This is a genomic window from Methanococcoides sp. NM1, from assembly GCF_900774285.1.
In the GTDB taxonomy this organism is placed as follows: Archaea; Halobacteriota; Methanosarcinia; order Methanosarcinales; family Methanosarcinaceae; genus Methanococcoides; species Methanococcoides vulcani.
The window spans coordinates 83,294-97,821 of record NZ_CAAGTW010000005.1 but is presented as its reverse complement, the minus strand read 5'-3'; the positions used below and the strand labels follow the sequence as shown (position 1 = coordinate 97,821).

Here is a 14,528-nt window from a genome sequence, read left to right as displayed (position 1 = left end):
ATTCATGCAACAAGATTATATTTCACGTGATATCGAACAGAAATGGCAGCAAAAATGGAATGAAAGCGGTGTATTTGAAGCTGAACCTGATGAACGCGAAAAGTTCTTCATCACCATTCCATACCCTTACCTGAACGGGAACCTGCATGCCGGACATACAAGAACATTCACCATAGGAGATGTTGTTGCAAGGCACAAGAGGATGCATGGATACAATGTTCTGTACCCAATGGGATTCCACGTAACAGGAACACCTATAGTCGGACTTGCCGAACTTATCCAGAACCAGGACCCCCAGACCATGAAGGTCTATTCCCAGTTCCACGGCATACCAATGGAGATATTAACGGGACTTGACACACCTGAGAAGATCGTGGAATACTTCAGTGTGGAAGCTGAGAGATCCATGCGTTCAATAGGTTATTCCGTTGACTGGAGACGCAAGTTCACGACCACTGATCCAACTTACAAGAAGTTCATTGAATGGCAATTCAATCTCTTATACGAAAAGGACCTGATCGTAAAGGGTTCCCACCCTGTAAAATGGTGTCCAAATGACAACAACCCTGTGGAAGACCATGACATTCTCCACGGTGAAGAAGCAACAATTGTCGATTATACCCTTATCAAGTTCAAGTACGACGATATTGTACTGCCCTGTGCTACCCTCAGGCCTGAAACAACCTTCGGTGTAACGAATCTCTGGATCAATCCTGATCTGGAACATGTCAAGATCAAGGTCACATTCGAAGGCCGGGAAGAGTTCTGGGTCGTCAGCAAGGAAGCGTACCACAAGCTCACATTTACTGACAGGGAAGTCGAGTTCATTGAAGATGTGGACGCAAGATCACTTATCGGTATCAAAGTGAAGAACCCGCTAACAGGAGCAGAGATCATCACCCTTCCGGCATCCTTTGTAAAGGGTGAGAACGGAAGCGGTATCGTCATGAGTGTACCATCACATGCACCTTACGATTATCTCGCTGTACGTGACCTTTACGACAAGGACCTCAGCGAATATGGCATTACAGAAGACCTTCGTGACATTAAGTTCATTTCACTTATCAAGGTCCCCGAGTTCGGGGAACTCCCAGCTATAGAAGCTGTGGAACAGTTCAACGTTAAGGACCAGAAAGACCCTAAAGCAGAGGAAGCAACAAAGGTAGTCTATCGCCGTGAGTTCCACGGTGGTATCCTCAAAGAGAACACCGGAAAGTATGCGGGAATGGCAGTCTCCAAGATCAAGGATGTACTTACAAGAGACCTGATCGAGCAGGGACTTGGGGAAGTGTTCTATGAGTTCAGCGAGCCTGTTGTCTGTCGCTGTGGAACTCCCTGTGTTGTCAACATGGTCAAAGGACAGTGGTTCCTGAACTATTCCAATCCGGAGTGGAAGGACAAGGTATACCGTTGTATCGAGAACATGGATATCATCCCTGAGGAACTAAGGGTCGAGTTCAATAATAAGGTAGACTGGCTCAAGGACAAAGCATGCGCCAGGAAAAAAGGTCTTGGTACACTTTTACCATTTGACAAGGACTGGCTTATCGAATCCCTCGGAGATTCCACCATCTACATGTCCTATTATATCGTTGCCAAGTTCATAACAGAAGGCATTGGAACGGAACAGTTGGTTCCTGCACTCTTCGACTATATTCTTCTTGGAAAAGGAACTGTTGAAGATGCTGAGGCACAGAGTGGTGTCAGTTCAGAGATCCTTGGGCAGATCCGCAATGATTTCGAATACTGGTATCCTGTTGACCTGAGATCATCAGGTAAAGACCTGATACCAAACCACCTTCTGTTCTTCCTGTTCCACCATGTTGCGATCTTCGACGAGGATAAATGGCCCCGTGCAATCGCTATCAACGGCTTTGTATCACTGGAAGGGAAGAAAATGAGCAAGTCCAAGGGACCTTTGCTTACCCTCAATGACGCGATAACCAACTATGGTGCAGACATATCCAGAATGTACATCCTGTCCAGTGCTGAACAGATGCAGGATGCTGACTGGAAGAACAGCGGGATCGAATCTGCAAGAAAGCAGATCGACAGGTATTACAAACTTGCGAAGGACATCATCGAATCCGGAGCCACTACCGGTATTGGCAGTGATATGAAAGGTATCGACAGATGGATGCTGAGCAGACTGCAACAGCGCATCCTTGAGACTAATGAAGCCCTGGATACCATAAGAACAAGACATGCATTGCAGAACTCGTTCTTCCTGCTGCTCAATGACCTGAAGTGGTATCAGAAGCGTGGCGGAAGCATACTTCTTTACGATATTCTTGAGACATGGGTACGCCTTATGGCACCGTTCACACCTCACGTATGTGAAGAAATATGGGAAGCAATGGGCAAGGACAACATGGTTTCTCTTGCAGCATATCCGGTATATGATGAAACACTTGTCGACAACCGTGCTGAGTTTGCAGAAGAACTCATTGGCAGCACAGTATCAGATATTGACGAGATCATAAGGGTTACAAAGCTCACCCCGCAAAAAACTATCCTTTACACAGCACCTGAATGGAAAACAAACGCCTTCAAGACAGCACTCTCAATGCAGAAGGAAGGGGCACTTAACCCCGGTGCACTGATAAAAGGATTAATGAGCAATCCGGAAATGAGACGCTATGGAAAAGAAGTGTCTAAATTTGCACAGAAACTTGTTGCAGACATCACATCCATGAGTGAGGATACGTTCAACACACTGGTAAACTTTGATCTTGATGAGAAGATCGCTCTTGAAGAGAACATCGATTTCTTTGAAAAGGAGATCGGATGCCCGGTAGAAGTATATTCAGCTGACAATGCAGAGTATGATCCCGAGAACAAAGCCAGATTTGCGTTCCCATTAAGGCCAGCGATCTATCTGGAATAAGGTGAAAGGGGCATCCCTTCACCACTATTAATTTTTACAGAACGACTCACAGAGAAGATTCACTTAGATAAGAGTTACCTGTTTGGTCTTAGGTATAAGACCGCTCAGATCGGACATGTCCTTTGTCAGTGCAATGAGAACAGAACCTTTCAGTGCAATGAACTCGTCTGTGGCTGAATATTTGTCCGATTCATATGCAGGATCCGGATCGGGGACCCGTATCCTTGTAATAGACCTTCGAAGATCACGAATGTCCTTCCCGGTTGTTTCTTTGACAATTAACAGAGAACGACGATAATTCCTTATATGCGAATCATTGATCCCCATCATCTTTAGCTCTTCCTTAAAGACGGGTCTCTCAAATATGGAGGATAAGATGCAAACTGCTGCCGGAAAACGAGCATCCGGATCAAGTGCATGAAGATGTTTGGCCATCAGGGAATAAATATCATTATCCAATGTTTCAGACCCTTCTACACACACATAGATCTTTGATGGAGGTATTTCCACCTCATTGAGCTTGTGCATATCCCTCAGTGCACGAAGATAACCTGTCAAAATAAGGCGATGCTCATCAAAACCCTCTGCTTTCAGCTCCCTGCTGATCCCACTGATGGACAATTGCTTCTTTTCAAGTATTCTGCATATCTTCGCGTAGAGGTCTTCAGACATAATATCTAACCAATATTGGTAACAAAGTTGGATAAATGTATCGGTCAATTAAAATGATGTGGAATTTCCAACAAAAGCATCCTATAACAACAAAAAATCCGGCCTGTAAACAACCTTGCCACAACACATTTATTTAGTTAGAGTTGCATATGTACCAAAGCTAAGTTAACAATCGAACTGGATTCATATCTATTATATTGTATTATCCCCCTACGTACCCTAATAAGAGGTATTAATGATGCCCAAAAGGACTCGAATTATAAATGATCCCTCAGAACTAGTTCCCCTTCTCCAAACCTTTCAGTCAGGACAACATAAACAGGTCTTCAATCTTCTTTTGGTTGAATGGATGACAAAAGGAGACTTGGAAAATAAAATGGGTTGTGATGTTTCTGAAAGTATCACAATATTGAAAGAATGTGGCTTGCTCGAAAGCCAGTGGCATATGCCAGAACCGGGTAAAAAACCTGAAAAAGAGTACCATTCATCCTATTCCAAAGTGCAGACAAATTTCCAGTGTTCTTTTGAAGATCTAAGCGAAATTATAATGCTCACATTCCACCCTTATGAAGAAATAAAAGACATAATCGAGGAACTGGAAGAACTTGTGGAAAAGGGCAATCACTCAATGAGCAGCTTGACACGTGCAATGAACAAGAGTCCAATATATGTTCGTTCTCTGGCAAGAAGGTCACCTAAACTCACTGTTATGGGACAAAGACTCAAGATCAATGAGGAAACTGAATGATAGATATTCTCCAAAGCAAAAGCGGCATCACTAAATTTCAGATCCTGACAGAAGTTGCTGCTCATCAGCCTAACGTTCGTCAAAAAGAAATTGCTGAAAAGATCGGTGTGACACCACAAGCTGTATCTGAATATATCAAAGACCTTACAGCCGAAGGTTTCATCTATTCAGATGGAAGGGTAAGGTATCGGATTACGAAAAAGGGCGTGGAATGGGTACTGGAAAATGCCGCTGATATGAAACGTTATGCTAATTTTGTCATGAGTGACATCATCAGTCATGTTTCTACATGGACAGCTATCGCGGATGAAGATATTGAAAAAGGGGAAAATGTATATCTTCAGATGAGAAGCGGATTGCTTTATGTGAGCAAAATCATTGAAACCGGTGCAACGGGCATGACCATATCTGCTGCTGAGAAAGGCGATGATGTGGGCGTCACCAACCTTTTAGGCATGATCGATCTTGAAAATGCCAGTATTACGGTCTGCAAGGTTCCACGTAGTGAACGTGGAGGATCACGCAATGTTGACCTGGAGAGGTTACAAAAACTTGCCAGCTCAAAATCCTATATAGCAGCGATAGGCGTCGAATCCCTTGTTGCGTTGAAGAAGATCGACATTATCCCTGATGTCATGTACGGAGCTAAAGAATCCGTTGTTGAAGCAGCTTTCCACGGATTATCATCTCTGGTGCTTGCTATTGATGAAGAAGTACCCCAGATCATGAGTAGATTGGAAATGGAAAATCTGGATTACGAATTAGTTGACCTTACCCTGCAATGAACTGGCAACAGCAGGTTATGAATGAATAAGGGATCGATATGAAGATAATTGCTCTTTCTGATACCCACCTTACGAGAGGGAAGATCCCCCCCACATTCAAAGCCCTTCTTGATGACTGCAATATAATAGCCCATGCAGGCGATTTTACAACGATGGAATGTTACCAGGCCTTTGCCGATACTGGCAAGCTTAAAGCAGTCCATGGGAATTCTGATGATAGCGAATTAAAAGAACTATTGCCTGAAAAATTGGTCTTTAATGCTGATGGTGTCAAAATAGGTCTTGTACATGAAGGAGCCCTATCAATTATGGATACAACCCCATTACGATATCTTGCACTCGAGATGGGAGTTGATGTTTTGATATTTGGCCATATCCACAGGCCACTGGTGGAAACAAGTGATGTGATACTTATCTGCCCGGGATCACCTACAAATCCCCGCATGTCTGATCCTTCCATAGTAGAGATAAACGTTGATAATGGTAAGATCTCTGCAGAGATAGTGGAAATAGAGGGACATTCATGTGGATTTATTGATTTCTCCCGTAAGCTTGAAGGTATGAAGTAAAAAGAGAATGGGAGAATTCCTGTTTATTCATCCGCCCCATTAATCGTTTCGATCTTGAACATTTACCTGTATCATGAAGATTTAAGTGGACCTTGTCTCCAAACCTCAATATCTCATCAAGATCAACGTTGTTGCTCCAATCATAGACATGATCATATGCCCCCTGAATTGGTTTGAAACCCATTGACATCGATCTTCTATTGACATCTGAAGGCTGGCACCATTACTGCAGAACCATATCAATGGGTATGTTTTCATTATTACCCAATCAATAACAAAGATAGACTTCATTATCATTTTTGTGGTTAAAAAAAGATAGCTACTGCACGTAATGTGCAGTAATACATATCAAAATACAGATCAAATATCTTCTTTCAATGATCTCAGGGCTTCCTTTACCATTGAAGAATATTGTGCATTATCAGCACCATAGTGCTCTTTTGCCTTGATAACATTTGGATCCATACTATCAAGGTCTTTGATACGTTCAAGTGTTCTTTTTGCAGTGTCTGCAACCCATAGATCACGTGTAGCACCATCTACCAGGGAAATGGATTCAGGTCTGACAGATGTAAGGACCGTGCCTTCTGCTGTCGTATATGTACTTGGTTTTCCTACAATGGCTACAAAGGCAGGTGTTTCACATTCCGCAAGGAACTGTGCTGCCTCGGGTTGATACTGTCCGGCATATATCATGAAGGATCCTGTGGGATCTGACACTCGCCCCCTCCAATATTCGGAATCGGTACCAATGTCTTCTTTTTCAATAAGTGTTCCCACAATAAAGAGACGATTTACTTTTGCACCTGTGGGTGTTAACAGGTACTGTGGAGAATATTGATCATCGCCATCCTTGAATGTCAAATTGGATTCCCTGAACTCCTGTGCAAAAATACGGCGTGAAACTTCTCTTACATATCCGGCCATTTACAACACCTCCGCCTCTGAAATAAGTTCATCAATCGTTTCCGGGCTCAACTCCGCCTGCTGCTCAATAGAATCAACCAAGATATACCGGTCCATCTTGGAACCTGTGACAATGAAATATTTTCCAAGAAGCTTGAGTTTCATCTGATCAAGAACAACACCCTGATCAAGAGCATCTGCTGCCATGGAGATAGCATCGTCGAGGGTCAAATCCGAGATCTGTTCCGCAAGCTCCCTCTTTAGAAGGGCTTCCTGGGCAATGTTCCCGTCATCAAGAACCGATTTGATACGAAGATCATAAACGCCATCTACTTTGCCATGTTCCATACATGCCCCTTTGGTCAATGCCCTGTTGCATGTAGGACAACGTTTTATCAGACCTGATCCGGACTGAACATCCACCATTACACCACTAAAAGTAACAGAAGATGTGCCGATGTCCACTTCCTCATCAAGCTCCTCTATTGTACTGTTCTTGTTGAGGGTAACTTCAAATCGGTCATTCCATTCCTGAGCAACCACGTTGTTGAAAAGATAGCTTTTCTCTTCTTCGATATCCGGAAGACCAGCACTTGTCCACTTTATGAATTTGATGGTACCGGTTCCATCTCCTATCAGACCGACCTGAGATATGGATTCGTGCGTATTGTCCCAGAGCTGTGACACCCTTACCTTCAGGGAGATCCACTTACCATCTTCGGTAATATCAGCAACACTTACCATAGGTGCAGGCTGGCCATCTCCCGGAGAAGACAGTGCAGTGGATGCCACATCGATATCCTCAGATATCTCTTCGATAACAGTGTTCTTGTTAAGCGTTATTTCGAACCTTCCGTTCCACTCATTGATGACAACATTGTTGAACTGGTAGTTTTTACCTTCCTGGACATCAGGGACATCATCGCGTGCCCACTTAATGAATTTGGTCGTTCCGGTATCATCGCCTATAAGACCTACCTGAGATACGGATTCATGGGTGCTGTCCCAGAGCTGCACGACCTTTCCTCTGATGTTTACCCATTTGCCACCCTCGTTGACCTCATTGATCTTTACAAGAGGTGTTGATGCCTGACCTGTGAAAAAATCATTCCTGTCAATATTGTATTCTTTTAAGAAATATGCTATAACACTCCTGCGGGCTTCATCCACAGGAACCTTGAACTTTGTGACAAGTTTGTCGAGTCTCTCAGTAATGTTCTCAATGGGTATATCTACACCAAGTTCCAAAAATCTGTTCTTTATATTCTCTGCTGTCTTATCCATATTAATTCCTCAAGCCTCTTGTTTGTATCTGATTTGAGAGGCAAGTCAAGTTATACCTCATAACTATATAAAAGTAAAGTTAGCAAGGTGAAAGTATTCACCTTACTTATCTGCCTAACAGGTCTGCAACGATCTTTGCAGCATCCCCTTCGCCTATGACCGTGACCATATCATCGAACTCCAGTACAAGGTTTCCGTTTGCGATGAATGACTCATCACCTCGTCTCACCATCAACAACAAGCTATCCTCAGGAAGTGATAGCTCTTTGATGGCCTTACCGGCAATCTTTGGGTTCGTGACCTTGACCTCAAGGATGTCACCACCTTCACCTACCTCACACATCGAGAACATATGTGGTCTTCCAACCATATTGTCAAGGAAAAGAGCGGTACTCATGGCCGGACTCATGGCACGGATCTCAAGATCCCAGAACGCATGAAGGTTCTCCATGTTGTTGACCCTTGCAATGATCTGATCTTCCTTGAAACCGAACTTGGTCTTGGCTATCTGGCAGACCAGAAGGTTAGTATTGTCCTGATCAGTACTTGCAATGAAATACTTTGCATTTTCGATACCTGCTTTCTTAAGCACATTAACATCTTCGGCATCCCCATGAACCACGCGTATTCCGGATCTCATCAAACGCTGGCAGTTCTCTTCAGAGGATTCAATAACAACAACATTTTCACCCCTCTTTTCAAACCTTTCAGAGAGGATCCTTCCGACCTCCCCTCCACCTACTACAAGAATTTCCATCGGTATCACTCCTAAAAATCTAGCCACATGTTTTGACAGGAAACCTGTCATGAACACAGTAATAATTACAGTTAAGAATACCAGACCAACAAGTTCCTGACCACCTGTTATATTCAGACCATTGAGCTTAATTGCGAAATAGGTTGCAATTGATGCAGGAACAACACCACGTGGTCCTACAAATGAAATGAACAGCTTTTCTTTTGTCCTGAAAGTTGTCCTTGCAGTACTGGCAAACACGGAAAGCGGCCTGACAAAGAATATCAACAGCAATACAACAATGATCCCGACAGTTCCAATCCTAAAGATGTCCTCGAACTTTAGCATTGCAGCCAGAAGAATGAATATCAATGATAGCATCATGGCCACAAGGTCTGATTTGAATTCCTTCAGCACGGGTTTGTGAGGAATGTTAGAAGTACCTACAATAATACCGAACAGCGCTACTGCAAGAATTCCAGATTCAGCACCTAATGACTCAGCTATGACAAAAGTTGCGATCACGGATGTAAATGTCACAATACGGACCACTTGTTCAGAAAGAACAGAACTTGATAAAAACCGGGTAAGCAAAAAGCCACTTGCCACACCCATAATAAGACCTATCATCGCCCTGTAGAGCAAAAAGCCCACAACTTCAAATCCTGAAAGTTGGGAAATAATTACCTCGAACACAAGTGCAGCCAGAATTACACTCACGGCATCATTAAGCACTCCTTCAAGTTCAAGCGCTTTGCTGACCCTGTGGTTTACACGCACCTGCCTTACAACAGGAGTTATCACAGTTGGTCCCGTTGCAGTGACCAATGCTCCGAATACAGCAGATATCTCCAGTGGAAGGCCGACTATATAGTAGGTGAAAAATGTTGCACAGATGAATGTGATCATCACACCCACCGTAACAAGACTAAGCACACCCTGATGGATAGACCTTATAGACTTCACATCGATGTGGAGTCCACCATCAAATACGATCACTGCCACAGATAATGAAACGATCGCTGTCAGACCTTCACCAAGAAGTGCCGGGTCCAGTATACCAAGAACTTCAGGCCCTATGATAATACCTTCAACCAGCAGGAAGATAAGAACAGGCATCTTGAATAATTTGCTCAGGCTCTGGGCCAGCAGACTCATTATAAGCACAGCAAGTACGATCTGCAACAAATATATAGATTCCACGATCAATCTCCAGAATGTACGTTATTATACGCATACCAAAATAACATTGTGGAAATAACGCAATTAAAATATAAATTGTTTTTCAAAACCTGACACTAATTGAGGTCACATTATAAAATTGACAGACCTATAGAATGGTCTTAATATACTTAGTAAAAAGAAGAAATACAGACCGGGTAAACCCCGGGTCTGTTTATTGAATTTATGCAATGGTTTCCCTGAACTTGTCACAGCAGTTGATGTTGATACCGAGGAGTTTCTCGATGTTCATCTTAGCTGCAATACCTTTTGCGCATCCAGGAACTGATGTGATTACACCAATGTCGAGCTCTTCCCTGATCTCTCTCATGACGTACTCGTCGGAAAGATCTGCGTTTGAGACACCGAGCTTCTTTGATACAAAGTCCTTTGCGTCACCGATTCTCATGTTCTTGCTGAATTGCATCCTTGCAACAAGGTCACCAGCTGCTCTCATTCCGGTCATACCTGATGCCATGATGTGTGCAATTGGCATACCGAGTGGGTCACCAACACCGATCTATATACCATCGACGCCTGCGATCTCGACCATTGCCTTGCTTGCTCTGGTTACTGCATCTATTGGTGGAGTCTCAAGCATTGGAATACCGCCGACACCCATACCCATATCTACGTGACATGGTATTGGAGATGCCTCAACAGCTGCTTTCATGAATGTAACTGAACGACCAAGGTTCCATGCGGAGGTCTTGCTGGTGTTGGTGTTACATACAGGACCGAAGATGTTTGCCCCTGCCTTTGCAGCAAGTCCTACCTGCTGGTGTGGCCAGAGACCTGCCAGTACTGTGCCGTCATACTCAAGTTCACCGTGCATACCGAGAACGAGTTCTCCTGCCATACCTGCATTGATGTACATGTTAGGGAATTCTTTCCTCAGTGCTTCGATAGAATTAAGTGATGCATACATGTCACCGTCACCGGCTGCACCGATAGTATCGAAGTTGACACCGTCACAACCGACGTGCTGGAGTCTCTGCATGATCCAGACCATGTCACGAATTCCGTGGTCACCAGCGTTCTTGATGGATTCCTGAGCTTCAGATATCTTGAATGCTTTCATCAGGTCACCTGGGTTCTCGAATGGACCATCAGGTGTGTAGTACAGACCCATGTTTGGCATTGCACCGTAGAGCATAGGAATGACCATGTTCTGCTGGCAAATTTCCATTGTCTGCTGTTCCTGGGAGATAACTGGCTTGACAGGCTTGTAACTGTAATCGATGTGACCGAGTTCCATTGTATCTGCACCGAATGCGCGCTCGTGGATCATGGAACCGACGAGTCTGCTTGCAGGAATACCTACACCACTGTTACCCTGGTCACCGTCGATCCTGATCGCACCGATGTCGTGTGTTACCGGAACTTCCATTCCTGGCTCTACACCAACGATCCTGCCAGGAGATGTGATGATATCGAGCATTTTCTCCATTTCATCTTCTGAAAGGGATGGGATGTCACCAAGGTCAGCTGCATCTGCACAACCTGCTTCGATGTCAGCCATGATGTCTTCCTTGCTCATGAAGATCTTTGCGCCGTCACCCATTCTTAAGAAATATTCTGTTGCCATGTTTACACCTTAATTAGAGGAACTTATAAGAGGAGTTCTTTTGCTTTTACTACAGCTTCGCTTGCATTTTCTGCATAGCAGTCTGCACCGATCTTCTTTGCCCATGCGTCTGTTGCTGGAGCACCGCCGACCATGACCTTGATATCGTCTCTGAGACCGTTCTCCTTGAGAAGCTCAATAACGTCTTTCTGGCCCTGGAGTGTGGTTGTCATAAGTGCGGAGAGACCGACCATGTCAGCATTGGTTTCCTTGATCTTGTCGATGAAGTTCTGGAGTGGAACATCTCTGCCAATATCGTGGACTTCAAAGCCTGCTGCCTGGAGCATTGTTGATACGATTGCCTTACCGATGTCGTGAACGTCACCCTCGACGGTACCGTTTACAATAACACCGAGCTTAGCTGATCCTTCACCAGCTGAAAGCTCATCCTGAAGTAATTCAACACCAGCTGACATTGCATCTGCTGCCATCATAACGTGTGGAAGGAAAAGTTTTCCTCTCTCGAAGAGTACACCGACTTCGTTCATACCTGCTGCGAGACCGTTGTCGATAAGTTCTACTGCTGGTGCCTGGCCCTTTGCCTTGCCCACTGCAGCTATTACATCATCTTTCTTGCAACTTACTACCGCATCGGATAGTTCTTTGAATAATTCTTCTGTTGTCGTTTTAAAACCTCCTTTGAAAACAATTCTATGACAATCCCACAGGGATTTTATAGAAAATGTAAATGTAGTTGGCGGATATGCCCCGGGAATATTGCCCGGTGCTTACCCAAAAGTCCAACTACATATATATATTTTGTGTTTTGTGCCCTTAGAATTGGGACACAAATGTCCTTGCCTGCCACAATGCGACCAAAGCAATAATGATGATCGCAATCATCCAGGTATATTCTGCCATGGGTACAGGGGCCATGGTCATATCAAAGCCTTCGCCATAGTAACCCACCATATAGTCGTTTATTGCTCCCATATTCAAACCTCCTTATACGTACTCCAGACATGCATCGGATGCACGAACCTTTCCGAAATCAGTGATGACATACTTGTGCAAAAGGAAACCTTTCTTGTATATACCATCTTCATCGACCTTTGACTCCACAGATTTGAGCATACCACCTGAAGCAAGCTCGAGGATATCGAAGTTGAGCGAATCCCTTCCGAAATTGCTGTTCATGTTGTATTCTTTCTGCATCTGTGTGACGATCTCGTTGTTCCAGTGCTCCTTCTCATCAGAGAATAGCTCAAGCAACCTGAATTTTATTGGGCGTTGTCCAGCCATATTACTCACCTCTCAGAGATTCCATTTCACCTGTTTCTTCAGAGATCATTACAAAACTACCGAGGACACAAAGTGCACCACCGACAAGTACTGTCCATGCTGGAACCTGTGCAAGGAACAGGTACATGAAGATCACAGCACAAAGACCGTAAAGGTTTCCGATACCCTGACCTCTTCCAACACCGATAAGTGGGAATGACTTATACCAAGTGACATAACAGAAACCAAATGTGATGCCTGCAAATGACATTATCAGTATTGACATTGGGTTGAATGCTGCGATCGCATACTCGAAGATTGGATATCCAGCCAGTGCGACTGCAGGTACGAGAATGACCCACCAGATAAGGTTCTCACCAAGGAACCTGAGTGTAAGACCTACATCGGGTTCTGCGATGTCAAGACCTTTTCCGGCAATTGCGCCTTCAATACCCCATCCTAATGCTGCCATCAATCCACCGACATATCCGATCCATGCGATGTCACCGGCTGCGATCTCAGAGATTGCTCCACCGACGAAGATAGTAAGACCACCAGCAATGATAACAAAGATACCAAGAGCTGCGCGCTTGCTGATCTTCTCACCATACCAGTAGTAAGCAAGGACCGAACCGATCACAGGGTATAACAAAGCAGCGACTGCTGCAAATCCTGCTCCGATAAATCCTATAGCGATAAATGAACCAAGGATAGCGATAGGTCCACCAAAGATAGATGCAAGGAAGAACCATTTACTACATGGGTGGAACTCTTTCAATGTCCTCTTCATCTCACCGAACTTACCAAGCACACCATTCCATACCAAAAGTGCAATAATAACGGTCAGAGCATTGATTGCGGTTATCAAAACAGCGCTTACAAGCAATGCAGATGTAGCACCGTGGGATGCTGTTATTACATCATACATTTCAGGAAATGGAGGTACTGCCCAGATAATAGTACCTGGAATATACCATATACCCCATAACAATGCACAGAAAAGGGCCCACATATAACCCTTGTTCATTTTCCTTTTATTTTCTAATTTCTTCAACTCTCTTATGTCCAAAATAACTCCTCCTCCAACTCTTTTATAATGATGATAATTGACACAAGTTATAATATATACAGATATATCAGCTTAAAGAATAACAGTGAAGAGTTCTTACGAACACTCCACTGCTCTTCCAAAGCAAATTTACTCAGCAGCTGCGTTACATTTTACGACTGCGTCTGTTGCGTTCTCAGCGTAGATGTCTGAGCCGATCTTGTCTGCCCAGTCCTGTGTGACAGGTGCGCCACCGACCATAGTCAGGACAGTGTCACGGATACCAGCTTCCTTGAGCTGTTCTTCGATCTGCATCTGAAGGACCATTGTGGTGGTCATAAGTGCAGAAGAACCGATTACAAGTGGCTTGTGTTCCTTGACTGCATCGACGTATGCACCGATTGCAACATCTCTGCCAAGGTCAACGACCTGGAATCCAGCGATCTTGAGCATTGTTGCAACAATGTCCTTACCGATGGAGTGGATGTCACCCTCAATGGTACCGATGACGACCTTTCCTTTGGATTTTACAGATCCGCCCTGTGCCTCAAGGACAGGGGTAAGTACTGCGACACCAGCGCTCATTGCTTCGGATGCTGCAATGACGTGTGGAAGGAAAAGGGTACCCTGTTCGAACTGGTCGCCCACTTCGTTCATACCTGCAGTAAGACCGTCCTGAATAAGGGATACTACATCGACCTTTGCTTCGATTGCTTCTTCACATACTTCTTCGACTGCTTCGTCATCGAAATCCATGACTGCAGCTTTTGCTCTTGCGTTAATTTCATCCTGTGATACCATTTTTAAAACTCCTTTATTTATTT

General features: G+C 44.2%; 13 protein-coding genes and 1 pseudogene. 4 read left to right on the top strand and 10 right to left on the bottom strand.

Annotation, left to right across the window (positions count from 1 at the left end; translation table 11 throughout):
- The first annotated feature begins 4 nt into the window (after window positions 1–4).
- Window positions 5–2,887, top strand: a complete 2,883-nt coding sequence (gene leuS, locus E7X56_RS06410; RefSeq protein WP_135605958.1) for a leucine--tRNA ligase — start codon at window positions 5–7, stop codon at window positions 2,885–2,887.
- 63 nt (window positions 2,888–2,950) lie between these two features.
- On the opposite strand, the gene E7X56_RS06405 is transcribed toward leuS, so the two are convergent.
- Window positions 2,951–3,559: a hypothetical protein gene (locus E7X56_RS06405; RefSeq protein ID WP_135605956.1), complete on the bottom strand. Its 609-nt coding sequence runs from the start codon at window positions 3,557–3,559 to the stop codon at window positions 2,951–2,953.
- 238 nt (window positions 3,560–3,797) lie between these two features.
- Between E7X56_RS06405 and E7X56_RS06400 the strand changes: the two genes are divergently transcribed.
- Genes E7X56_RS06400 through E7X56_RS06390 form a run of 3 tightly spaced genes read left to right on the top strand, consistent with a single transcriptional unit; the run spans window position 3,798 to window position 5,661 of the window.
- Window positions 3,798–4,307, top strand: coding sequence for an ArsR family transcriptional regulator (locus tag E7X56_RS06400; protein WP_135606094.1), 510 nt, complete (start codon window positions 3,798–3,800; stop codon window positions 4,305–4,307).
- Entirely contained in the window at window positions 4,304–5,092 is a 789-nt protein-coding gene (locus E7X56_RS06395; RefSeq protein WP_135605954.1) for a winged helix-turn-helix transcriptional regulator, read from the top strand. The genes E7X56_RS06400 and E7X56_RS06395 overlap by 4 nt, the downstream gene beginning before the upstream one ends.
- 38 nt (window positions 5,093–5,130) lie before the next feature.
- Window positions 5,131–5,661, top strand: coding sequence for a metallophosphoesterase (locus E7X56_RS06390; RefSeq protein WP_135605952.1), 531 nt, complete (start codon window positions 5,131–5,133; stop codon window positions 5,659–5,661).
- Window positions 5,662–6,021: 360 nt separating this feature from the next.
- Here the strand turns inward: E7X56_RS06390 and E7X56_RS06380 are convergent, their stop codons facing one another.
- The 9 genes and pseudogenes from E7X56_RS06380 to E7X56_RS06345 all read right to left on the bottom strand — a co-directional run bounded on the left by E7X56_RS06380 (window position 6,022) and on the right by E7X56_RS06345 (window position 14,505).
- A complete protein-coding gene (locus E7X56_RS06380) occupies window positions 6,022–6,588 on the bottom strand; it encodes an RPA family protein (RefSeq protein WP_135605950.1) in 567 nt (188 codons plus the stop codon).
- Window positions 6,589–7,851 carry a replication protein A gene (locus tag E7X56_RS06375; RefSeq protein WP_135605948.1) on the bottom strand — a complete coding sequence of 421 codons (1,263 nt, stop codon included), beginning with the start codon at window positions 7,849–7,851 and terminating at the stop codon, window positions 6,589–6,591.
- Between the two features lie 106 nt (window positions 7,852–7,957).
- Window positions 7,958–9,790, bottom strand: a complete 1,833-nt coding sequence (locus E7X56_RS06370) for a cation:proton antiporter (protein ID WP_135605946.1) — start codon at window positions 9,788–9,790, stop codon at window positions 7,958–7,960.
- A 202-nt stretch (window positions 9,791–9,992) separates the two neighbouring features.
- A pseudogene (gene mtbB / locus E7X56_RS06365) lies at window positions 9,993–11,396 on the bottom strand ([dimethylamine--corrinoid protein] Co-methyltransferase).
- 23 nt (window positions 11,397–11,419) lie between these two features.
- Window positions 11,420–12,085: a dimethylamine corrinoid protein MtbC gene (mtbC, locus tag E7X56_RS06360; protein ID WP_135605944.1), complete on the bottom strand. Its 666-nt coding sequence runs from the start codon at window positions 12,083–12,085 to the stop codon at window positions 11,420–11,422.
- A gap of 124 nt (window positions 12,086–12,209) precedes the next feature.
- On the bottom strand, window positions 12,210–12,368 hold the full coding sequence (locus tag E7X56_RS11765) for a hypothetical protein (protein WP_167879458.1): 159 nt from the start codon (window positions 12,366–12,368) through the stop codon (window positions 12,210–12,212).
- A 12-nt stretch (window positions 12,369–12,380) separates the two neighbouring features.
- Window positions 12,381–12,677 (bottom strand): hypothetical protein, encoded by a 297-nt coding sequence (locus tag E7X56_RS06355; RefSeq protein WP_135605942.1) that lies wholly within the window; start codon window positions 12,675–12,677, stop codon window positions 12,381–12,383.
- 1 nt (window position 12,678) lies between these two features.
- The gene (locus tag E7X56_RS06350; RefSeq protein ID WP_135605940.1) at window positions 12,679–13,725 is read right to left on the bottom strand and encodes a DMT family transporter; all 1,047 of its coding nucleotides are present in this window, start codon (window positions 13,723–13,725) and stop codon (window positions 12,679–12,681) included.
- A 129-nt stretch (window positions 13,726–13,854) separates the two neighbouring features.
- The gene (locus E7X56_RS06345; protein WP_135605938.1) at window positions 13,855–14,505 is read right to left on the bottom strand and encodes a B12-binding domain-containing protein; all 651 of its coding nucleotides are present in this window, start codon (window positions 14,503–14,505) and stop codon (window positions 13,855–13,857) included.
- Window positions 14,506–14,528 lie beyond the last annotated feature (23 nt).

Excerpts from the sequence above, each read along its gene's own strand:
- leuS (WP_135605958.1), top strand. The coding sequence starts at position 5 with ATGCAACAAGATTATATTTCACGTGATATCGAACAGAAATGGCAGCAA.
- E7X56_RS06405 (WP_135605956.1), bottom strand. The coding sequence starts at position 3,559 with ATGTCTGAAGACCTCTACGCGAAGATATGCAGAATACTTGAAAAGAAG.
- E7X56_RS06400 (WP_135606094.1), top strand. The coding sequence starts at position 3,798 with ATGCCCAAAAGGACTCGAATTATAAATGATCCCTCAGAACTAGTTCCC.
- E7X56_RS06395 (WP_135605954.1), top strand. The coding sequence starts at position 4,304 with ATGATAGATATTCTCCAAAGCAAAAGCGGCATCACTAAATTTCAGATC.
- E7X56_RS06390 (WP_135605952.1), top strand. The coding sequence starts at position 5,131 with ATGAAGATAATTGCTCTTTCTGATACCCACCTTACGAGAGGGAAGATC.
- E7X56_RS06380 (WP_135605950.1), bottom strand. The coding sequence starts at position 6,588 with ATGGCCGGATATGTAAGAGAAGTTTCACGCCGTATTTTTGCACAGGAG.
- E7X56_RS06375 (WP_135605948.1), bottom strand. The coding sequence starts at position 7,851 with ATGGATAAGACAGCAGAGAATATAAAGAACAGATTTTTGGAACTTGGT.
- E7X56_RS11765 (WP_167879458.1), bottom strand. The coding sequence starts at position 12,368 with ATGGGAGCAATAAACGACTATATGGTGGGTTACTATGGCGAAGGCTTT.
- E7X56_RS06355 (WP_135605942.1), bottom strand. The coding sequence starts at position 12,677 with ATGGCTGGACAACGCCCAATAAAATTCAGGTTGCTTGAGCTATTCTCT.
- E7X56_RS06345 (WP_135605938.1), bottom strand. The coding sequence starts at position 14,505 with ATGGTATCACAGGATGAAATTAACGCAAGAGCAAAAGCTGCAGTCATG.